This window comes from Sulfitobacter sp. IGS-18 (assembly GCF_059628195.1).
In genome coordinates, this window is record NZ_CM184556.1 from 2,086,248 (window position 1) to 2,106,832 (window position 20,585).

25 protein-coding genes and 1 tRNA gene are annotated in these 20,585 nt (G+C 61.2%); 13 read left to right on the top strand and 13 right to left on the bottom strand.

The window, feature by feature from the left end; translation table 11 throughout:
* Positions 1-3: 3 nt before the first annotated feature.
* Both ACWNZ3_RS10090 and ACWNZ3_RS10095 read left to right on the top strand, forming a co-directional pair.
* Positions 4-327, top strand: a complete 324-nt coding sequence (locus ACWNZ3_RS10090; protein ID WP_496899865.1) for a YciI family protein — start codon at positions 4-6, stop codon at positions 325-327.
* Positions 328-355: 28 nt separating this feature from the next.
* Positions 356-886 carry a dihydrofolate reductase family protein gene (locus tag ACWNZ3_RS10095; RefSeq protein WP_496899866.1) on the top strand — a complete coding sequence of 177 codons (531 nt, stop codon included), beginning with the start codon at positions 356-358 and terminating at the stop codon, positions 884-886.
* A gap of 89 nt (positions 887-975) precedes the next feature.
* Here the strand turns inward: ACWNZ3_RS10095 and ACWNZ3_RS10100 are convergent, their stop codons facing one another.
* Positions 976-1,455, bottom strand: coding sequence for a carboxymuconolactone decarboxylase family protein (locus ACWNZ3_RS10100; protein ID WP_496899867.1), 480 nt, complete (start codon positions 1,453-1,455; stop codon positions 976-978).
* A gap of 129 nt (positions 1,456-1,584) precedes the next feature.
* Between ACWNZ3_RS10100 and ACWNZ3_RS10105 the strand changes: the two genes are divergently transcribed.
* From ACWNZ3_RS10105 to ACWNZ3_RS10130, 6 genes are all read left to right on the top strand, one after another.
* Positions 1,585-2,472 (top strand): sigma-70 family RNA polymerase sigma factor, encoded by an 888-nt coding sequence (locus ACWNZ3_RS10105; RefSeq protein ID WP_496899868.1) that lies wholly within the window; start codon positions 1,585-1,587, stop codon positions 2,470-2,472.
* 270 nt (positions 2,473-2,742) lie between these two features.
* Positions 2,743-3,444: a TetR/AcrR family transcriptional regulator gene (locus ACWNZ3_RS10110; RefSeq protein ID WP_496899869.1), complete on the top strand. Its 702-nt coding sequence runs from the start codon at positions 2,743-2,745 to the stop codon at positions 3,442-3,444.
* Positions 3,445-3,638: 194 nt separating this feature from the next.
* Complete coding sequence (locus ACWNZ3_RS10115; RefSeq protein WP_496899870.1) at positions 3,639-4,070, top strand: VOC family protein; 432 nt, start codon at positions 3,639-3,641, stop codon at positions 4,068-4,070.
* Positions 4,067-4,543 carry a VOC family protein gene (locus ACWNZ3_RS10120; protein WP_496899871.1) on the top strand — a complete coding sequence of 159 codons (477 nt, stop codon included), beginning with the start codon at positions 4,067-4,069 and terminating at the stop codon, positions 4,541-4,543. The genes ACWNZ3_RS10115 and ACWNZ3_RS10120 overlap by 4 nt, the downstream gene beginning before the upstream one ends.
* A gap of 182 nt (positions 4,544-4,725) precedes the next feature.
* Positions 4,726-5,103: a DUF1428 domain-containing protein gene (locus ACWNZ3_RS10125; RefSeq protein ID WP_496899872.1), complete on the top strand. Its 378-nt coding sequence runs from the start codon at positions 4,726-4,728 to the stop codon at positions 5,101-5,103.
* Positions 5,104-5,248: 145 nt separating this feature from the next.
* A complete protein-coding gene (locus ACWNZ3_RS10130) occupies positions 5,249-5,674 on the top strand; it encodes an SRPBCC family protein (RefSeq protein ID WP_269362017.1) in 426 nt (141 codons plus the stop codon).
* Positions 5,675-5,967: 293 nt separating this feature from the next.
* Here the strand turns inward: ACWNZ3_RS10130 and ACWNZ3_RS10135 are convergent.
* Positions 5,968-6,044, bottom strand: a tRNA-Arg gene (locus tag ACWNZ3_RS10135).
* A 336-nt stretch (positions 6,045-6,380) separates the two neighbouring features.
* Between ACWNZ3_RS10135 and ACWNZ3_RS10140 the strand changes: the two genes are divergently transcribed.
* Complete coding sequence (locus tag ACWNZ3_RS10140) at positions 6,381-7,907, top strand: peroxidase family protein (RefSeq protein ID WP_496899873.1); 1,527 nt, start codon at positions 6,381-6,383, stop codon at positions 7,905-7,907.
* A 37-nt stretch (positions 7,908-7,944) separates the two neighbouring features.
* On the opposite strand, the gene ACWNZ3_RS10145 is transcribed toward ACWNZ3_RS10140, so the two are convergent.
* The 9 genes from ACWNZ3_RS10145 to iscR all read right to left on the bottom strand — a co-directional run bounded on the left by ACWNZ3_RS10145 (position 7,945) and on the right by iscR (position 16,448).
* Positions 7,945-9,165: a cysteine desulfurase gene (locus ACWNZ3_RS10145; protein WP_496899874.1), complete on the bottom strand. Its 1,221-nt coding sequence runs from the start codon at positions 9,163-9,165 to the stop codon at positions 7,945-7,947.
* Complete coding sequence (locus ACWNZ3_RS10150) at positions 9,165-9,743, bottom strand: YIP1 family protein (protein ID WP_274575585.1); 579 nt, start codon at positions 9,741-9,743, stop codon at positions 9,165-9,167. Before ACWNZ3_RS10150 ends, ACWNZ3_RS10145 begins: the two co-directional genes overlap by 1 nt.
* Positions 9,740-10,228, bottom strand: a complete 489-nt coding sequence (locus tag ACWNZ3_RS10155; RefSeq protein WP_496899875.1) for a YIP1 family protein — start codon at positions 10,226-10,228, stop codon at positions 9,740-9,742. Before ACWNZ3_RS10155 ends, ACWNZ3_RS10150 begins: the two co-directional genes overlap by 4 nt.
* Positions 10,228-11,508: a Fe-S cluster assembly protein SufD gene (gene sufD, locus ACWNZ3_RS10160; protein WP_496899876.1), complete on the bottom strand. Its 1,281-nt coding sequence runs from the start codon at positions 11,506-11,508 to the stop codon at positions 10,228-10,230. The genes ACWNZ3_RS10155 and sufD overlap by 1 nt, the downstream gene beginning before the upstream one ends.
* Complete coding sequence (gene sufC, locus ACWNZ3_RS10165; protein WP_269362007.1) at positions 11,508-12,263, bottom strand: Fe-S cluster assembly ATPase SufC; 756 nt, start codon at positions 12,261-12,263, stop codon at positions 11,508-11,510. The genes sufD and sufC overlap by 1 nt, the downstream gene beginning before the upstream one ends.
* A 54-nt stretch (positions 12,264-12,317) precedes the next feature.
* The gene (locus ACWNZ3_RS10170; RefSeq protein WP_496899877.1) at positions 12,318-13,238 is read right to left on the bottom strand and encodes an FkbM family methyltransferase; all 921 of its coding nucleotides are present in this window, start codon (positions 13,236-13,238) and stop codon (positions 12,318-12,320) included.
* Positions 13,238-14,773 (bottom strand): Fe-S cluster assembly protein SufB, encoded by a 1,536-nt coding sequence (sufB, locus tag ACWNZ3_RS10175; RefSeq protein WP_496899878.1) that lies wholly within the window; start codon positions 14,771-14,773, stop codon positions 13,238-13,240. Before sufB ends, ACWNZ3_RS10170 begins: the two co-directional genes overlap by 1 nt.
* A 15-nt stretch (positions 14,774-14,788) precedes the next feature.
* Positions 14,789-15,886 carry a cysteine desulfurase family protein gene (locus ACWNZ3_RS10180; protein WP_496899879.1) on the bottom strand — a complete coding sequence of 366 codons (1,098 nt, stop codon included), beginning with the start codon at positions 15,884-15,886 and terminating at the stop codon, positions 14,789-14,791.
* A gap of 103 nt (positions 15,887-15,989) precedes the next feature.
* Complete coding sequence (gene iscR / locus ACWNZ3_RS10185; RefSeq protein WP_269362003.1) at positions 15,990-16,448, bottom strand: Fe-S cluster assembly transcriptional regulator IscR; 459 nt, start codon at positions 16,446-16,448, stop codon at positions 15,990-15,992.
* A 187-nt stretch (positions 16,449-16,635) separates the two neighbouring features.
* Between iscR and ACWNZ3_RS10190 the strand changes: the two genes are divergently transcribed.
* The 4 genes from ACWNZ3_RS10190 to ACWNZ3_RS10205 all read left to right on the top strand — a co-directional run bounded on the left by ACWNZ3_RS10190 (position 16,636) and on the right by ACWNZ3_RS10205 (position 19,490).
* Complete coding sequence (locus tag ACWNZ3_RS10190) at positions 16,636-17,289, top strand: alpha/beta hydrolase (protein WP_067291253.1); 654 nt, start codon at positions 16,636-16,638, stop codon at positions 17,287-17,289.
* 13 nt (positions 17,290-17,302) lie between these two features.
* The gene (locus ACWNZ3_RS10195; protein WP_274575578.1) at positions 17,303-17,542 is read left to right on the top strand and encodes a hypothetical protein; all 240 of its coding nucleotides are present in this window, start codon (positions 17,303-17,305) and stop codon (positions 17,540-17,542) included.
* The gene (locus ACWNZ3_RS10200) at positions 17,539-18,132 is read left to right on the top strand and encodes an HD domain-containing protein (protein WP_274575577.1); all 594 of its coding nucleotides are present in this window, start codon (positions 17,539-17,541) and stop codon (positions 18,130-18,132) included. Before ACWNZ3_RS10195 ends, ACWNZ3_RS10200 begins: the two co-directional genes overlap by 4 nt.
* Positions 18,133-18,275: 143 nt before the next feature.
* A complete protein-coding gene (locus ACWNZ3_RS10205) occupies positions 18,276-19,490 on the top strand; it encodes an NADP-dependent isocitrate dehydrogenase (RefSeq protein ID WP_114277216.1) in 1,215 nt (404 codons plus the stop codon).
* 88 nt (positions 19,491-19,578) lie between these two features.
* On the opposite strand, the gene ACWNZ3_RS10210 is transcribed toward ACWNZ3_RS10205, so the two are convergent.
* Both ACWNZ3_RS10210 and ACWNZ3_RS10215 read right to left on the bottom strand, forming a co-directional pair.
* Positions 19,579-20,373 (bottom strand): class II glutamine amidotransferase, encoded by a 795-nt coding sequence (locus ACWNZ3_RS10210; RefSeq protein WP_269361996.1) that lies wholly within the window; start codon positions 20,371-20,373, stop codon positions 19,579-19,581.
* A 3-nt stretch (positions 20,374-20,376) separates the two neighbouring features.
* Positions 20,377-20,583 carry a DUF6356 family protein gene (locus tag ACWNZ3_RS10215; RefSeq protein ID WP_269361995.1) on the bottom strand — a complete coding sequence of 69 codons (207 nt, stop codon included), beginning with the start codon at positions 20,581-20,583 and terminating at the stop codon, positions 20,377-20,379.
* Between the last annotated feature and the right edge of the window lie 2 nt (positions 20,584-20,585).

Consider the following 20,585-nt stretch of genomic DNA (forward strand, 5'->3'; position numbering starts at 1 on the left):
ATCATGCCCAAATTCATCACCATCGGATATGGCGATCAGGACGGCTATGACCGCACGCCTCAGGCCGTCAGGGAGGCCGCACATGCGCAGGACGCCAGACTGGTTTCCGAAGGCGCTTTGGTCGGGATTGCCGGGACACCGGTCCAGGTCCGCAATCCGAATGCCTCCGGCGTGACAACGCGCGAAGGTGCATTCATGTCCTCCGACCTTCCGGTTGCAGGTTTCGCGGTGATCGAGGCCGCCAGCCTGGCAGAGGCCATCGACAAGGTCGCGCAGGTTCCCTGTGCCGTCGCCCATGGCGTCGTCGAAGTCTGGCCCCTGAAATAGCCGATCATCACAAGGAGGGAGCAAGGGCATGGCAAAGCTCGTATTCGGAATGAATGTGTCACTGGACGGCTATGTCGACCATGAGCGGTTTGCGCCGGACCCCTGTCTTTTTCGTCATTTCATCGAAGAGGCCGAGGGTCAGCTGGGCAGCATCTATGGTCGCAACATCTATGAAATCATGCGCTATTGGGATGAGGACCACGAAGACTGGGAACCGGAGGGCGCGGCGTTTGCGGCGGCCTGGCGGAAACAGCGGAAATGGGTTGTCTCACGGACACTGGAAACGGTCGGCCCCAATGCGACCCTTGTCGGGGATGACCTGGAAGGCGCGGTGCGGCGGATCAAGGCAGAACACGCCGGAGAGATCGAAGTTGCCGGTCCGACCCTGGCACAAAGCCTGACCGAACTGGGGCTGATTGACGAATACCGGATGTACCTTCATCCCGTGGTGCTTGGCCATGGCACGGGTTATTTCGCGGGTGCCCGGCCGCCCCTCACCCTGCTGTCGCATGAGCGGATTGGCGATAACGTGCTGCGGCTGGTCTATGCCCCCGCTTGATCACCCGACAGACCCGGCGGCACCTTGCGGCCTGCCGTCACGGGGGAAGACGGCAATCTTCCCCCGCGTCTTTTTGCGCCGTTGCTATCTTAGTACCAGCGCACGCCCGCCACCTGCCGGATCCCGGCGTTGAGGCGGTTCCAGACGTTGATCTGCGCGATCTGCAGCAGCAGTGCCGCCCGTGCGGGTTTGTCGTAATGCCGGGCCACTTCCGACCACAGCTCATCGGAAACCGCTTCGGGGCGATCCGCGAGGCGGGTCAGTTCCTCCGTGAGGGCAAGGGCGACCCGTTCCGCATCGGTAAACCAGGGGGCCTCGCGCCAGGCGGCCACGGTATGGATGCGTTTGTCATCCTCGCCAGCGTTCTTGATCTCCTGCGCATGCATGTCCACACAAAAGCTGCAGCCATTGATCTGGCTGGCACGCAGATGAACGAGGTAGCAGGTCACCGCCGGAAGCCCGTCGGCGGTGGCGGCCTTGCCAAGCGCCAGCAGCGCTTTCATGGCTTCGGGCAGAACGAGGACCGGATGCTTCATCCGGGCTTGCATGGTTTCAACTTTATCGAGCATGGTTTCTTCCTATCTGTTCAGGTTCCCGGGGTCTTGGGCCCGGTGCGATGACATAGCGGCCGCCCGCTGTCACATCGGGCCTGAACCGTTCGTCATAAGCATGACGGAACGCAAACAAGGAATGTGACAATGCGTGGCAAAAAATTTTTGTTGGACGAATTCGAGGCCCACCGGGCGCGGCTGAACGCGGTTGCCTACCGCATGCTTGGCTCCCGGGCCGAGGCGGAGGATGCGGTTCAGGAAGCCTGGCTTCGGCTCAACCGCTCCGAACCGGACAGTATCGCCAATCTTGGCGGCTGGCTTACCACCGTGGTGGGCCGGCTGTGTCTGGACATGCTGCGCACCCGGAAATCGCGCCAGGAAGAATCGCTGGACGGGATGCTGGACAACACGCTTCGGCCAGACCCCTCGTTGACGGCGACAAATGCCACCCCCGAAGAAGAACTTGCCATGGCCGATTCCGTCGGTCTGGCCATGCTGACCGTGCTTGAGACCCTGACACCGGGCGAGCGGGTCGCTTTTGTACTGCATGATGTTTTCGCCGTCCCGTTTGACGACATCGCAGGGATTGTCGGGCGTTCGCCGGATGCAACCCGGCAGCTTGCCAGCCGCGCGCGGCGCCGGGTGCAGGGCGCACAGACCGCCGACAGGGTCGACAATGCCCGCCGGCGCGAAGTGGTGGATGCCTTTCTTGCCGCTGCACGCGGGGGTGATTTCGATGCTTTGATGACAATGCTCGATCCCGATGTGGTCCTGCGCGGAGATGCGGTTGCCGTGAAACTCGGCGGACATGCAGAACTGCGCGGCGCTCCGGCGGTTGCCGCATTCTTCAAGGGCAGCGCCCAGGCGGCCAGACCGGCACTGGTGGACAATGTGATGGACGTTGCCGTCGTCCCCGGCGGTCAGCTTCTTCTTCTGCTGCGCCTCGACATTGCTGGCGACAGAATCACGGGCATGAATGTCATTGCAGAGCCCGAAGACATGGCGGCGTTCGACCTGTCGATTGTCGAAGACTGACGGTCAAGCCGTGGTTCGGGCTTTGCTCAGGCCTCGATCACCGATGCCCTGAAGCAAAGCCGGGACACACCTGCCGAGTTGCCGGGATTGTCCGGGCGGGCCGCCCGTTTGGGTGGCGCCTGCCCCCTGCCCGGCTTGGGCCGGGCGTCGCCTGTGTCCCGCCCATTACCCTTTGTACGGCTCGCAAAAATCTCCGCTCATTGCACCCGTCAGCACCCATCATATCGGACATCTTGACATAGATACCGACCGGATGGTATTTATATACCCATGCCAAGACCAACCAAACAAAATCCCGAACGCGGCGACGCCCGCACCAGGCTGCTTGAAGCGGCACGAGACGTGATCCGGTCCCAGGGTTTCGCGGCCACCACGCTTGATGACCTCTGCAAGTCGGCTGGCGTGACCAAGGGCGCGTTTTTCCATCATTTCGAAAACAAGGAAGCGCTGGGCGTCGCTGCCGCCGCTTTCTGGGCTGAGACGACATCGGCGTTCTTCGCCGAAGCACCCTATCACGACCACGACGATCCACTCGACAGGCTGCTTGCCTATGTCGCGTTCCGCAAGGAGATCATCGAAGGCGATCTTGCCGAGTTCACCTGTCTTGTCGGCACGATGACGCAGGAGGTCTATCTCTCGCATCCGGCGATCCGCGATGCCTGTGCGGCGAGCATCTTCGGCCACGCCGCCACGCTGGAACCGGATATCGAAGCGGCCATGAAAGCGCATGGAATTGCGGCAGACTGGACACCGGCGAGCCTTGCCGCCCACACCCAGGCCGTGCTGCAGGGCGCCTTCATTCTGGCCAAGGCGACGGGCGACCGCACCATCGCGCGCGACAGCGTCGATCATCTGCAACGCTATCTGCTGCTCCTGTTCGGGAGGGCACCACGCAGCGATAGGCCAGACGTCCTCCAAGGGAACACCGCAGACCAAGCCCTACCAACAGTGGCGAAGGCACGACGCATATGACTGACACATCTCGCCAATCAACGCGCGTACACGCCAGACCAAACATCACCATCTTCGAACGCGCGCCCGATGGCGGCACGGGCCGGGCACGCGGACCCATGACGCCCAACGCGACTTTTTCAACAGCAGCACTGCCGGTTGAGTGATGCCGGACAATTACAACAATACTTCAGGATCAAGGGAGGACCCAAGACATGGAACCTGCAATCTATCTCTTCTTCAAAGGAAACTGCCTGGAGGCGATGAGCCATTATGCCGAGGTGCTGGGCGGTGAAATCACCGGTGTTTTCCGCAACGCCGATGCCCCGACCCCCGAAAACCGCATGCCCGGCGGCGACGACATGGTGATGAACATGGCCATGAAGCTGGGCAGCGCCCTGGTCATGGCCTCTGACAACAACGACGAGATGTATGACAAGCCGCAGGGCTTCCGCATCTCGATCTCGCCAAGGTCGCTGGCGGATTTCGACCGCATCTACGACGCGCTTGCCAAGGATGCGGCGCGCGTCGAAATGGAACCCGACGAAACATTCTGGGCCGAACGATTTGCCATGTTCACCGACAAATACGGAACGCCCTGGATGCTGATGTTTGCAGGCAGCAAGGCGCAGGGAGCATCGTCATGACCGAACTTGTCACCTGCATGTGGTACGACCACGGCGAAGCGAAAAAGGCGGCGGAGTTTTATGCCGCCACCTTTCCGGACAGCCGCGTGGACCGCGTGAACACCGCGCCGGATGACTTTCCGGGCGGCAAGGCCGGGAATGAACTGACCGTCGAATTCACTGTGCTTGGCCGCAAATGCGTCGGGCTGAACGGTGGTCCGAACTTCAAACCCAACGAGGCCGTCAGCTTCATGGTCGTGACCGAAACCCAGGAAGAGACCGACCGCTACTGGAACGCCATCGTATCCAACGGCGGACGGGAAAGCGCCTGCGGCTGGTGCAAGGACCGTTGGGGCCATTCCTGGCAGATCACACCGCGATTGCTGCTCGACCTGACAACAAGCACCGACAAGGAAAGGGCCAAACGTGCATTCGGAGCGATGATGACAATGACAAAGATCGACATTGCGGCGCTCGAAGCCGCCGTCGCTTAACGCAGTGCGCATGGGAGTCCTAGGATGAAACTCTACTACGCCGCGGCGATGAACTCGTACAAAACCTGCGCGCCATGTCGCGCTCGATATCGACTTCCATTGCCTTGATCTGAGCAAGAGCCTGAGCCACGCGCGCAGGCAAGACTTAAACCCAGGAACCATCATATTCAGGGAGTGACAAGATGGGCTACATAGACGGTTTCGTGATCGCCGTGCCGACGGCGAACAAGCAGAAATTCATCGACCACGCCAAACTCGGCGACAGCGTTTTCAAGGATCTCGGCGCCACGCGCATCCTGGAATGCTGGGGCGACGATCTGCCCGATGGCAAGCTCACCGATTTTCGCAAGGCCGTTCAGGCAAAGGAGGATGAGACTGTTGTCTTTTCCTGGATCGAATGGCCCGACAAGCAAACCCGCGATGCGGCCTTTGACAAGATGAAGGACTGGATGGAACATCCGGAAAACGCCGATCCGCGCATGAACCCGGAAAAGAACCCGATGCCCTTCGATGGCGCACGGCTGATTTATGGCGGGTTCATACCGGTTGTGGAGGTCTGACGTAACCGGGACGATAACCTGTCACATCATCGACATGCGCGGAGCCATAGATCAGGCTTTGGAACAATGTCGCCCGTCGCCAAGGCATCGCGGGTCCGGTGATCAACCGTTTCGATAAAGAAGGCTCAGCACAGAGGATAGGCTTATGAGCACACAGAAAATCACCATCGACACCGTGATCGACGCGCCGGTCGCACGTGTATGGCAGGCATATTCGACCCCCGCCGACATCACGCAATGGAACTTCGCCTCTGACGACTGGTGCTGCCCAAGCGCCAGCGCCGATCTGAAAGTCGGCGGTGCATATTCGGCGCGCATGGAAGCAAAGGACGGCAGTTTCGGTTTCGATTTCGACGCGGTTTATGAAGAGGTCGAACCGAACAAGGCGCTGACCCTGGCCATGAGCGACGGCCGCAAGGCACGCACGACATTCGAGGTTGAGAACGGAAAGACGAAAGTCACGACAACCTTCGATGCCGAAGACCAGAATCCGGTCGACATGCAACGGGACGGCTGGCAGGCGATCCTGAACAATTTCAAGCGTCATGTAGAAGGTGAAGACTGCGTCTGACGAACGTCCTGAAACATCAGGCATCGCGTAACGCATAGGACCACAGAAAGAGGCAGCGAACAAGTATTTCAGATCTATCCTGAACCCCTTCAGCAAGGGTCTCTCTCGCCCCCTGCGCGCGGCACCAACCAAGCAAAAACCTTTATTAACAATGCGTTGGGTTCCCCGCGGGGAACCCTCCAACTTCTCATTTCTGCTGACCAGCCGAAAGACGCCACCAGACCGCAGCGCTGAAACCGGCAACGGCCTTTCGCTGCAAGTTGTCAAAGGAGTTGAAACCGGTGGAAGAGGTATGGCGCACCCATCAGGATTCGAACCTGAGGCCTCTGCCTTCGGAGGGCAGCGCTCTATCCAGCTGAGCTATGGGTGCTTACCGTGTCGCAATGCTGTGGCAATGCTTACGTGAACTTTTCGCGAGTTGAAAGATCAGAAAGAGGGCCTCGCAAATCCCGTTCCGATAATCCTTTTCTTCTCCTCTTTGTCCCCCCGGCCCCTTCGCATCTGCCATCCGAAGGCAATGCTCTGGCCGAAGAGCTGGTTCACAGATGCTCCTATACATAAGCCATCCGGCCCCCGCAATGCCTCCGGGTATGGTTTTCCGGACTTATGCGACGGGGCGGTCATGCATCAAGATACCCGCAATAAGGGAATCTGTTAGCCAGTAGCCTTCAGTACCAAATTTTTTTTCAAAGAAATGGAGATTATCATGACCAAGCAATATCACGGGCTGTCGCGTCTCGACCAACTTGCCAAGACCTGCCTTGAGGGCAACGGCCCCAATGCCGTCTTTCCCCGCGTGCTGGACCGGATGCTCAAACGCAACCCGGTGCATATCGAGAACATCAGCCATGCCGATGTGATCGACGCGCTGACGGACCTTTCCGTGACCATGGGCAAGGACGAACAGACCGATGGCCCGGCAGAGGCCGGGATGACCTTTCTCGGACAATTCGTCGACCATGACATCACGCTGGATGCCACCAGCGCATTGGGGTCGCGCATCGACCCTGCCACCATCACGAATGTGCGCACCCCCAACCTGGACCTTGACTGCGTCTATGGCGCGGGGCCCGAAGCCTCGCCGCATCTCTATGGCAACGGGGCAGCCGAACAATTCCTGATGTTCGGCCGCGAGGAAAACCACCTTGATCTCGCGCGCACCTGTGCCGGCAAGGCATTGATCGGCGATCCGCGCAACGACGAGAATGTGATCGTGGCGCAGATCCAGAGCATTTTCATCCGCCTGCACAACATCCTGATGACCTACCGCAAGGAGGACGGCGACAAGGCCAGGGACATCAAGGCCTGCGCCATGGCGGGCATGGAGCCGGAGGTCTGGAAAGACCATGTTGTCCCCTCGCTGGAAGACTTCGAACAGGTCCGCCGCTTTATCCGGCTGCATTATCAGTACATTGTCTGGAACGAACTGCTGCCGTCCTTTGTCGATCAGGCTTGCCTGAAAGCGGCCTGGCAGGGCGATCTGCTGCCGCCGATGGCGCCGGTCATGCCGGTGGAATTCACCGGTGCGGCTTACCGCTTTGGCCATGCGACAACGCAGTTCCAGTACAAGCTGCGCAAGGGGGACGAACCGATGGGCCTGTTCTCGACCCTGGGGTTCGGCCCGCGGCCCGAAAGCGCCAATATGGAATATGACGTGATGTTCCGCATGAAGGGCGGCTCGGCCCATCAGCACGCGCGTCCCGTCGGCACCGGGCTGGGTCTGCCGCTGCTCAACCTGCCCTTCGTGCATGATCCCATCCACCTGAAGGACATCGACCACACCCTGACGCTGGACCAGTCCCGCAACCTGGCCCTGCGCAACATGATCCGCGACCGCTATACCTATGAGCTGGCCAGCGGCCAGATGGCGGCGGATCATTTCAAGGTGAGCAAGCGGCCCCCAGTGCCCGCCCCCCTCAAGGACAAGGGCTTCAGGAAAACCCCGCTGTGGTTCTACTGTCTGCAGGAAGCCGAGGACTTTGGCGCAGGCAAGCTGACCGGCGTCGGTGGCAACCTGGTTGCCGGGGTGTTCGCAAACCTGCTCAAGCGGGACAAGGCGAGCTTCTATCACCTGCCGCATTTCAAACCCTGGCACGGGTTCGGTGGCAACCACAGCGTGCTGGCAGGCATCATCGCCTTTGTCGAAAAGCACTATGGCGACGTGGAATACGCCAAGCACCTGCGCTGCGGTCCGACCGAAGCGGCATGGAAGGCCAATACCCCGGCCGATTGATCCGGCAAGATCCGGTCTCGGGGGTCAGCCCCCGAGATCAGGCAAACAGATCATGAGCCAGTTCAAGCGCCTCGACCAGCACATCGACTTCCTGCGTGGTGTTATAAAGGCCGAATGAGGCCCGGCAGGTCGCGGTCAGGCCAAGGTGATCCATCAACGGCCCCGCACAATGGTGCCCTGCCCGCACCGCGACGCCCTTTTTGTCCAGAATGGTCGATATGTCATGGGCATGGGCCGCCCCATCCAGCGAAAAGCTGAAGATCGCGGCCTTGTCCGGCGTCGTGCCCTGCAGTTGCAACCAGTTCAGCCCGGACAGTTTGGAAACCGCATAGTCGCGCAGGTGATCTTCATGGGCGGCAATATTCTCCATGCCAAGCGCCATCATGTAATCCAGCGCGGCGCCCAGGCCGATGGTCTGCACGATGCCGGGCGTCCCCGCCTCGAACTTCATCGGCGGATCGGCATAGGTCACGTTTTCCTTGCTGACTTCGCGGATCATGTCACCGCCCCCGATGAAGGGGCGCATCTCGGCCATCCGCTCCTTGCGGATGTAGATCGCGCCGGACCCGGAGGGACCATAAAGCTTGTGGCCCGTGATGGCGTAGAAATCGCAGCCCAGGTCGCGGACATCGACCGGCATATGCACCGCCCCCTGCGAGCCATCGACCAGCACCGGCACGCCCTTGGCATGGGCCGCCGCCGTGATCGCCTTCACATCCACCTTGGTGCCCAGCACGTTGGACAGCTGCGTGACTGCCACCAGTTTGGTCCGCGGGCCGATGGCATCAATCACCGCCTGCGGGTCCAGCGCGCCGGTGCTGTCGGTATCCACCCATTTCAGCACCACGCCCTGCCGTTCGCGCAGGAAATGCCAGGGCACGATATTGGCATGGTGCTCCATCACGCTCAGCACGATCTCGTCGCCCGCTTCCATGCGTGGCATCGCCCAGCCATAGGCAACCAGATTGATCCCCTCGGTGGTGCCGGAGTTCAGCACGATCTCATCCTCGGAGCCGGCATTCAGGAACCGCGCCACAGTGCCACGCACCGCCTCGTATTTGTCTGTCGCGAGGTTGGACAGATAATGCAACCCCCTGTGAACATTGGCATATTCCATCGAATAGGCATTCGTGACCGTATCGATCACCACCTGCGGCTTTTGCGCCGATGCGCCGTTGTCCAGATAGACCAGCGGCTTGCCGTTCACCTCGCGCGCGAGGATCGGAAAATCCCGGCGGACCGCGTTTACATCATACATCACGTGACTCCCTGGGCGCCCAGCCCGATTAACGTCAACAGGATTCCAAGGCCGATTATCAGCCCGACTGCCGCCGCGACCAGCACCGCAAATGCCTGCCAGATGGAGGCAAGATGCAGCGCAGCGGCCACGAAATTCAGAAAGATCCAGAACCCCCAGACCGCAACGGCCAGTGACAGCAACAGCGCCAGCGCCGGCAGGAGAAAGGACATCACGATGATCGCAACTTGTGCCAGCGCGCGCAGGGCCTGGAACCAGATCACCAGCGCCAGCACATCGTCCAGCGATCCCGACCCACCCAGGGCCAGCCCGGCCCAATACATGCCATGCACATAGATCACCATCATCCCGGCGATGATCACAAACAGCGCAAGGGGCCGTTCAACATAGCCCGGCAAGGGGAATTCGGTATCGGAGGTCTGGAATATCACGAAAAGCAAGGCGGCATTGCCGACAGCAACCAGCGCCAGCGCCGTCCAGAGCACATCGCGCGTCAGCCGCAGCGCCATGATCTGACCTGCCGCGTCACGCGGGGCGCGCAGGGTCGTCCGCACCAGTTCTACCAATGCCGGGTTCATCCCGCCTGCTCCGCCATGGCGGCGCGGTATCCGGCAGCCCAGAACCATCCAAAGACGCCCAGCCAGACCAGCCCCACCAGGTTCATCTCGATCCCCGGGCCGACAAAACCCGCCGTCAGCCCCCAAAGCAACATCACCGGGGCCGCCGCCAGCAGCGCCCAGAACAGCGCGATCCGCGCGCCATAGCCCCCCGGACCGCGCCCGAAGGCACGTCCGGCCAGCTGGCTCAGCGCGGCAACGGCGTAAAGGATCAGCGGCGCGATGAACAGCCACGCCAGCAGCGTGCCGCCCATCAGCATGCCCAGATCCTCACCGGTGACATAGGCCTGCCGCGCCAGACGCGGGGTCTGTGCCACAAAGACCAGCAGGCAGCCGATCATCAGATAGAGCAGCGCCCGGTCCTCGCGCGTGCCCTGCCCCAGCAGCCGGCGCACCACACGCCCCGGCCCCCGGTAGGTGGCCACGATATCGCGTGTCGCCGCCATCAGCCGCGACGACGGCCCAGCCAGGCGGCCATACGGGTGTTGATCTCGTCCCGCAGGGTCTCCGCTTCGATTTCTTCCACCGCTTCGGCCAGGAAGGACAGGGTCAGCATATCCGTGGCCTCGGCCTGCGGCACCCCGCGCGACCGCAGGTAAAACAAAGCATCCTCATCAATCGCACCCGAGGTGGACCCATGCGAACAGGCCACGTCATCGGCATAGATTTCAAGCTCCGGTTTGGCGAGGAACTGGCTGTCCTCGTCCAGCAACAGCGATTGGCTGATCTGGTAACCGTCGGTTTTCTGCGCGCCTGCCTTGACCAGGATCTTGCCCTGGAACACGCCGGTCGCACCGTTGCGCAGCACTTTCTTGAACACCTGGCGGCTTTCGCAATTCACCGCGTCATGGGTGATGAACACCGTGTCGTCATGGTGAAACGCCCCATCGCCCACACAGGCTCCGGCCACATGCGCCGAGGCGTCATCGCCGGTCAGTTCGATCACGCAGTCATTGCGCGTCATGACGCCGTTGACGGTCAGCGTGAAGCTCTTGAAGGTCGATTCCGCACCCAGCCGGGCAAAGACATGCGTGGCCGCGCGCCGTTCATGGTCGCGGCCCTGCGCGCGCACATGATGAAAGGATGCACCGTCTCCCACGTCGACTTCCATCACCTTGTTGAACCGCGCCGCCGCCGGTCCGTTTTCGAGCACCGTCAGCTCGGTCCCCGCGTCCAGCTTGATGAGGTGATGCAAGATCACATCGGAAGTGGTTGATTCATGGCGATAAACGATGCTGATCGGCTTGCTTGCCGCACCGGTCACATGGATCAGAATGCCATCGGTCGCAAAGGCCGTGTTCAGCGCCGCAAGGGGCCGGGCCACGGGCGTCTGCCCGTTGGTTTCCAGCGTCCCGTACAGATCGCGCGCCCAGTGCAGATCACTGTTCGCCTCTGCCAGCCGCTCGATCCGCAGGCCTTCAAGGCTCAGATCATCGGAGGCTTCGGCATCAAAGACACCGTCGACAAAGACGATCTTCACCCGGTCCATGCCGTCAAACAGCGGTGCCTCGTCATTCTCAAAGACCGCCGCCGGTTCCGGCGTGACCTGGGTCAGCGTATCGGGGCGGGTGTATTTCCAGTATTCATCCCGGCGTTCCGGCAGCCCCATGGCCCGCAGGCGGTTCACCGCATCTTCACGCGCCGGCACCGACCAGCCCCTGCCCGGTATGCTCAGGGCCGCAATCCGTGCGTCCGTCAGGTTGGTCTTTTCCGCAGCCTGGGCCATTACGCCACCTCTGCGAGGATATCGGCATAGCCATTGTTCTCGACCTCAAGCGCCAGCTCGGGGCCGCCGGTCTTGACGATGCGGCCATCGGCCATGATGTGCACGACATCCGGTTTGATGTGATCCAGCAGGCGCTGATAATGGGTGATGACAAGGAAGCCACGCCCTTCGGAGCGCAGCGCGTTCACGCCTTCGGCCACCAGTTTCATCGCATCCACGTCCAGACCTGAATCGGTCTCGTCCAGGATGCACATCTTCGGCTCCAGCATGGCCATCTGCAGGATTTCATTGCGCTTTTTCTCACCGCCGGAGAAGCCCATATTGACGGGGCGCTTCAGCATCTCCGCGTCGATCTTGAGGTCCTTGGCCTTGGCGCGCACCACTTTCAGGAAGTCAGCAGCCGACATTTCCTCTTCGCCCCGCGCCTTGCGCTGCGCATTCACAGCCGTGCGCAGGAAGGTCATGTTGCCCACACCGGGAATCTCGACCGGATATTGGAAGGCCAGGAACAGACCCGCCGCCGCACGCTCCTCGGGCTCCATGTCCAGCAGATCTGTCCCCAGCAGGGTGGCGGATCCTTCGGTCACCTCATAGCCGTCCTTGCCGGACAGCACATAGGACAATGTCGATTTGCCGGAGCCGTTCGGCCCCATGATCGCATGGACCTTGCCGGCCTCGACCTCCAGATCAACGCCTTTGAGGATCTGCTTGTCCTCTTCTTCCAGTTTCACGTGCAGGTTCTTGATGCTCAGCATGTCGTCGTCTCCTTCTTGGCCGTCACGGCCCTTATCCATTTGAAAATCAGCAGCTTATGCCGGTTTTCTCATCCATTTCGGTAGCTTGTTGAAAAAATCTTTCGGCACATCCGGTGCAAGGACGCCCCGTGTGGCAAGGTGATCGAGGCAGGCAATCACCAGATCATAAGACCCAAACACCCCCGCCGCCGCGATCGCCAGTTGCGCAACCTGTGCCTCGGGCCATTCATCCATGTCGCGCGGGTCGCGGATATAGACGGCATCCCCATCCAGCATCTGGCTGCGGAAATGTTCCGTCTTCATCGCGCTGCGCATGGAGTTGCCCAGCGGGACCGACTTGATCGCCGCCATCTTGTGCAGGACAAACCCCTGATCGCGCAGTTCCAGATCAACCTCGGCCCACATCGGCTCATTCGCGTACATCTGGGCAAAGCGGACCTCGGGGATCACCGCAACCGCCGCGCTCAGCGTGTCACGGCCATGTTCCAGCACATCCAACTCGCTGCCCTGGATGTCCATCTTCAGCACATCCGGACGCGGCAGTTCATCGCGCGGAATGTCATCCAGCGCAATCAGGTCAATCTCCACGCCCGCGCCCTGATTTGCAAACCAGCCGGGCCGGCCCAGATAGGTGACCGAGCGTTCGTCCATCTTTAACAACGACCCCAAACCGGTTGATTTATGGGGATAAAACATACCCCTCCCGGTCTTGCCAAGGGCGCGCTGGACGAAATGTGTGTTGGGTCCGGCCTGCGCCTGCAATGCGGCAAAGGCCTCCGGCTCCGGCTCGAATCCCCAGACCTCACAGCCGCCGATGTCCAGCAGCTCCTTGTAGTCCGGCACATTGACCGGGTTGGCCCCCACATCCGCGATCCGCAGCAGACGGTCCACCCCCGTCACGGAACGCAGGTACGCGATCCGTCCGCCCAGCTGCCGCAGGGCCGATTTGGGCATATCCGACGCCCCGGTTGTCATCAGCCGACGGACCCTTCCAGCGAAATCGCCACCAGCGCCTGCGCCTCCATGGCGAATTCCATCGGCAGCGCCTGCAGCACGTCCTTGCAGAACCCGTTGACCACCAGTGCCACGGCTTCCTCCTCGTCCATCCCGCGCGAGCGGCAATAGAACATCTGATCATCGTCCACCTTGGATGTGGTCGCCTCATGCTCCACGCGGGAGGAGTTGTTCCTGACCTCGATGTAAGGCACCGTATGGGCCCCGCACTTGTCGCCGATCAACAGGCTGTCACACTGGGTATAATTGCGCGATTCCTTGGCCTTGGGGTGCATCGACACCAGCCCGCGATAGGTGTTCTGCGCCTTGCCCGCCGAAATCCCCTTGGACACGATCCGCGACTTGGTACGCTTGCCCAGGTGGATCATCTTGGTCCCGGTGTCGGCCTGCTGCATGTTGTTGGCAATGGCGATGGAATAGAATTCGCCCTGGCTGTCGTCACCGCGCAGGATGCAGGACGGGTATTTCCAGGTCACGGCCGATCCGGTCTCGACCTGCGTCCACATCACCTTGGCCCGGTCACCCCGGCAATCGGCGCGTTTGGTGACAAAGTTATAGATCCCGCCCTTGCCGTTCTCATCGCCGGGATACCAGTTCTGAACGGTGGAATATTTCACCTCCGCGTCTTCTTCGATGATGATCTCGACCACGGCGGCATGCAGCTGCGATTCATCGCGCTGCGGCGCGGTGCAGCCTTCGAGGTAGGACACGTAAGACCCCTTGTCGGCGATGATCAGCGTGCGTTCGAACTGGCCGGTATTCTCGGCATTGATGCGGAAATAGGTGCTCAGTTCCATCGGGCAGCGCACCCCCGGCGGCACATAGACAAACGAGCCGTCGGAAAACACCGCCGAGTTCAGCGTGGCATAGAAATTGTCCGACACCGGCACAACCGAGCCGAGGTATTTCTTCACCAGCTCGGGATGTTCGCGGATCGCTTCCGAGATCGAACAAAAGATCACGCCCGCCTTCTTCAGTTCCGCCTGGAAGGTCGTGCCGACGGAGACGGAATCAAACACCGCATCCACAGCCACCTTGCGGCCCTCGGCGGGCGCATCCTCTGCCCCCTCGACCCCCGCAAGGATCATCTGCTCTTTCAGCGGAATGCCAAGTTTCTTGTAGGTTTCCAGCAGCTTGGGATCCACGTCGTCCAGCGACTTGGGCTTTTCGGCCATGCTCTTGGGCCGGGCATAATAGAACTGATCCTGAAAATCGATTTCAGGATAATCCACCATCGCCCATGTGGGTTCCGTCTTGGTCAGCCAGCGGTCATAGGCTTCCAGCCGCCAGTCGGTCATCCACTGCGGCTCTTCGTTCTTTTCGGAAATCAGCCGCACGATGTCGGGCGACAGCCCCTTGGGCGCGTAATCCATCTCGATGTCGGTGGACCAGCCATGTTTGTACTTGCCGCCCACTTCGCGCACCGCATCGACGGTATCCTGATCGACGCCTTCCTTGACGTTGTCCTGCTCTTTCACGATGTCCAAAGTCATCATCCTTTCCCTGGGCGCTTACGCGGCCCGTTGTGCATGTCGTTCGAGTTTCGCGGCCCATGCCTCGGCAAAGCGCAAAACATCGTCCTCGGTTGTCTCCAGCCCCAGCGAGACGCGGATCGCGCTTGCCGCCTCTGTGTCGTCATATCCCATGGCGCGCAACACGTTGCTTGCCTTGACCTTGCCACTGGAACAGGCCGACCCTGCGGAAATGGCAAATCCGGCAAGGTCCATCTGCATGACCTGGGTTTCACCCTTCCAGCCTTCGGTCAGGACGCAGGAGGTATTGGGCAGGCGCGGCATCTCTTTCCCGACAAAAATAGTCTTCTTTGACGCCCCCGCAAGGGCCACCTCCATAAGATCGCGCAGCTGCGCAACCCGGTCCCAGGCGCCTGCCGCCACATCCCGCGCCGCCGCCTCTGCCGCCGCACCAAACCCGGCAATCCCGATGATGTTCTCCGTGCCCGACCGGCGGTTCATTTCCTGCCCGCCACCGCGCAGGATCGGCTCCGGGTCCGAGGCGGTAAAGTTGATCAATGCGCCGACGCCCTTGGGCCCGCCCAGCTTATGCGCCGACAGGATCGCATAGGAGGGTGTTTCAGCCTCGTAGATCACCGGCATCTTGCCCGCCACCTGGGTGATGTCGCAGATCACCGAATGCCCGGCCCCGCTGCCCGCCACCTGCCGAACCGGCAACATCACACCGGTTTCGCTGTTCGCCGCCGAAACCGCCACCAGCCCCTCCGGCAGCGCCGCGCGCCAGTCAGGCGCCATCCGTCCCTCACGATCATAGGCCGACGCCAGATCCCGTTCACCCCACACGGCCAGACAATCATGCTCCGTCGGCAGCGCCGCAAATGCGCCGCCATGCCGCGCCTTCTGCGCCACGGCAAGGGCAGCCGCCTCGGTCGCGCTGCCGGTAAAGATCACCTGCGACAGCTTGCAGCCGACCAGCGCCGCAACCTGAGCCCTTGCACGCTCTACCAGAGCTTTTGCCGCGCGCCCCTCGGCGTGTACGGAAGACGGGTTCCCGGCAAGATCCATCGCCGCAATCATCGCTGCCCGCGCCTCCGCCCGCAAAGGCGTGGTGGCATTATGATCCAGGTAGGTTCTCATCGTTTCTTTTTGGCCCCAAATATTCCCAGGGGGTTTGGGGGACAGCGTCCCCCATCCATCCCTGGATCGCGTCGCGCTTGCGCGGCATTCAGATCACACCGCATCACTCATCCACCACGGCAAAGAGGTTCGGCACCGCCGGACAGGGCGCCAGTTCGTTCGAGATCACATCCGACAGGCGGGTCTGGTGCAGGAAGACATAGACATGCGCGCTCAGCCCCTCCCACAAACGGTTGGTTAGCGATTGCGCACGGCTGCCGGACAGCCCGCCAGAGGCCCCGGCCCCCTTGTGCATCGCATCCACCTTTTCATCGACCGCCGACAGGATATCGACCACCCGGATATCCGACGGCGGCCGCGACAGCCGATAGCCGCCGCCGGGGCCGCGCACCGACGCCACCAGTTCGGCGCGGCGCAGCTTGACGAACAATTGCTCCAGATAGGGCAGTGAAATCGACTGCCGCTCAGCGATGTCGCCCAACGAGACCAGCCTGTCACCCGGTTGCAGCGCGATATCGGCCAGCGCCACCATCGCATAGCGTCCCTTTGTCGATAGTTTCATATCCAGCCGTCCCCATTATGCCCGCATTGATTGACGCGGACGCGTGATGCGCATACATCCCTTTTCTGATCCGGTCCTACGGTCCGGCCCATACAGATTAGAACCGTTCTAAAGTGCCTGAGTGAAGTCGTCAACTATAGACCGCGCCATTCTGCCAGCCATTTGGAACCCGCAAACAGGGACGCCCATGCCAGAGGTTATCTTTCCCGGACCAGAAGGCCGCCTCGAAGGCCGCTATCACCCGCAAAAGGAACGCGACGCGCCCATCGCCATCGTGCTGCATCCGCATCCGCAATTTGGCGGGACGATGAATCACAAGGTTGTCTACAACCTGCATTACGCCTTCTACAACATGGGCTTTACCGTGCTGCGGTTCAATTTCCGTGGCGTCGGCCGCAGCCAGGGCGAATACGATCAGGGCATCGGTGAATTGTCTGACGCCGCCTCGGCGCTGGATTACCTGCAGTCGATGAACAACAATTCCAAACACTGCTGGGTCGCCGGGTTCTCCTTTGGCGCATGGATCGGCATGCAATTGCTGATGCGGCGCCCGGAAATCACCGGCTTCATCTCGGTCGCGCCCCCCGCCAACATGTACGATTTCAGCTTCCTCGCCCCCTGCCCGTCTTCCGGCCTGGTGATCAACGGCACCGCAGACCGCGTGGCACCGCCCGCCGATACGGTCAATCTGGTCAGCAAGCTGCACGAACAAAAGGGCATCACCATCACCCATGAACAGGTCGAAGGTGCCGGGCATTTCTTTGAAGAGCCGCATATGGACACGCTGATCGGGACAACAACCGATTACGTCAAGCGCCGCCTGACCGAAACCACCCGCTGACAGGAGCACCCGCATGGCCGATCCGGTCGTCATCGAAATGGCCAACAAGCTGGCCGAAGAATGCCTGGCGGTCCAGAACGAAACCGGAGAGGACCGGCTGTTCATGGAGGTCGGGAACGTGCTCGGGGCCTCATCGCAGACCCTTGAAGAGGCGTTCCTGACCGCCATCCGCACCCGGATGGCCAATGATCAGGGCCGCGCCTTCCTGCGCAAAAAGCTCAAGTCGCACCGCGAAGCGCATCCCAAGGCATGACGGAAAAGACCCGTCTCGACCGGCAGATCGACTTTCTGGTCGAGGCCGACAAGCTCAAGAACACCATCCGTGCGACCGAACTCTGCGACGGGTCGCGCTATGAAAACTCCGCTGAACATTCCTGGCATCTCACGCTCTATGCCCTTGTGCTGGCCGATCAGGCCGGCCCGGAGGTGGAGATCAACTTGGTGATCAAGATGTTGATCCTGCACGATCTGGTGGAAATCGACGCGGGCGACAATCCGATCTTCGGCCAGCTGGACCATGCCGCGATCGAAGCGGCAGAACAGGCCGCCGCCGACCGTATCTTTGGCCTGCTGCCGGAGGACCAGCGCGACCACCTGCGCGCCATCTGGGAAGAATTCGAAGCCGCCCGCACCCCCTCCGCGCAATTCGCCAAGTCGCTGGACAGGTTCCAGCCGCCGATGCAGAATCTTGCCAGCGGTGGCGGCAGCTGGACCGATTACGACGTGACCGAAGCGCAGATCCACGACCGCGTCGGCAGCAAGATCGCCATCGGCGCACCGGGCCTGTGGGACTATGCCAAAGCCCGGATCGCCGCGTTTTTCGCCGCACATAAATCCACCTGACCGCCCGAAGGGCACATATTCGCGGCAGTTGCGCCGGAATCTGCAGATCAAGTTCTGTATACTATCGTATACCGCTTTCCCCTGCCCGCGTTTTGCGCTATGCGCGGCGCAACAGTTCTCCATAACCGAAAGGGATAGGCTTCATGTCAAAGATCAAGGTAGAAAACCCCGTCGTCGAGCTTGACGGCGATGAAATGACCCGGATCATCTGGGATTTCATCAAGAAAAAGCTGATCCTGCCCTACCTCGACATCGACCTGAAATACTACGATCTCGGCATCGAGGCGCGCGACGAGACAGACGATCAGATCACCATCGACGCCGCCGAAGCGATCAAGAAATACGGCGTTGGCGTCAAATGCGCGACCATCACGCCGGACGAAGCCCGGGTCGAGGAATTTGGCCTCAAGAAAATGTGGCGTTCGCCCAACGGCACCATCCGCAACATCCTGGGCGGCGTCGTGTTCCGCGAGCCGATCATCTGCAAGAACGTGCCGCGCCTTGTGCCGGGCTGGACCAAACCCATCGTCATCGGCCGTCACGCCTATGGCGACCAGTACCGCGCCACGGACATGAAATTCCCCGGCGCCGGCACATTGTCGATGAAATTCGTCGGCGAAGACGGCACCGTGATCGAGGAAGAAGTGTTCAAGGCCCCGGCATCGGGTGTCTACATGGCGATGTACAACCTTGATGAATCGATCAAGGATTTCGCCCGCGCCTCCATGAACTATGGCCTGCAGCGCGGCTGGCCGGTGTACCTGTCCACCAAGAACACGATCCTCAAGAATTATGACGGTCAGTTCATGATCCTGTTCCAGCAGGTCTTTGACGAAGAATTCGCCGACAAGTTCAAGGAAGCGGGCATCACCTATGAGCACCGCCTGATCGACGACATGGTTGCCTGTGCGATGAAATGGAACGGCGGCTATGTCTGGGCCTGCAAGAACTACGATGGCGACGTGCAGTCCGACACCGTGGCACAGGGCTTTGGCTCGCTGGGCCTGATGACCTCCATCCTGATGACCCCCGATGGCCAGACCGTCGAGGCCGAAGCGGCGCATGGCACGGTGACACGTCACTACCGCCAGCACCAGAAGGGCGAAGAGACATCGACCAACTCCATCGCGTCGATCTACGCCTGGACCGGTGGCCTGAAGCACCGCGGCAAACTGGACGGCAACGAGGCGCTGACCAACTTTGCCACAACGCTTGAGAAAGTCGTGGTGGATACGGTCGAATCCGGTCACATGACCAAGGACCTCGCCCTGCTGGTCGGCCCCGACCAGAAGTGGCTGACCACCATGGGTTTCCTCGAAAAAGTGGACGAGAACCTGAACAAGGCCCTGGCAGGCTGAACATTCAAGGGCCGCGCAACTGCGCGGCCCTTTCCTTTTCACCGGCATTTTTTGCGAAAGACGGCCAGGTTTTCCGGGGCAGCCGATCTCAGGCGGCGCGCGCCACCGTTTCGGGTGCAAATCCCGTGATCTCGCAGCCATCAGGCGTGAACCGGCAGAAACTGCCCTGCGGCACCTCTGTCCAGCCTGTCTGATCCAGATCATAGGGCTCAGAGACGACGGCCCAGCCCTGCCAGTCCGCACACCAGCGATAGAACAAGGACGGCGCCAGATCGTCCGAGGCATAGCGCAGGGCGTAGAGCGTATGCCCATCCGACAGCGCCGCGGCCATGCGCATGTGCGGGCCTGTCCCCTGGGCGCGCGACAGCGCCTCGAAACGCGCGACGCTGCGGGCCATGGCGCCCTGCGGATCCGTGTCGATGCCCAGGCCGCAGGCCACCAGAAACAATGCCTCGCTGTCCGTGGCACCCTTGCGGTGCGGATAAAGCGCATCCTCGATCATCATGTCGGCAGATTTGCGGAACCGTTCGAACCCGCCCACCTGTCCGTTGTGCATGAAGCTCCACCGCCCCTGCACGAAGGGATGGCAGTTGTTGCGGCTGGTCGCCGTCCCGGTGGAGGCGCGCACATGCGCCAAGAACAGCCGCGCCTGCACCTGTTCGGCCAGCGACCGCAGGTTCGGGTCCGACCAGGCCGGATAGACATCACGATAAAGCCCCGGCTCCGGCCGCCGGTCGTACCAGGCCAGACCGAACCCATCCGCATTGATCGCGGTCTTGCATTCGGTGGCATCGCGCGACTGGCGGATCAAGGAATGATCCGGGGCCGAGATGATCTCGCTCAGGAACAATGGCGCGCCCTGCCAGGCCGCCCAGCGGCACATGGGTTACTGGCCCCGGTTGTGGGTGCGGGCGTAAAGCCTGGCGATGATGCCGCTCGCCGTCTTTTCGAACAGGCAGGGGATCAACGCATGCACCAGCGCCGCACCGGCCGCCGCGAACAACAATGCGGAAAACCGCAGCGCGAACAGCATATGTTCGAAAAAGCTCTCATCGACCTTGGCGGGGTGGTCCAGAAATACGCGTGCGAACATCA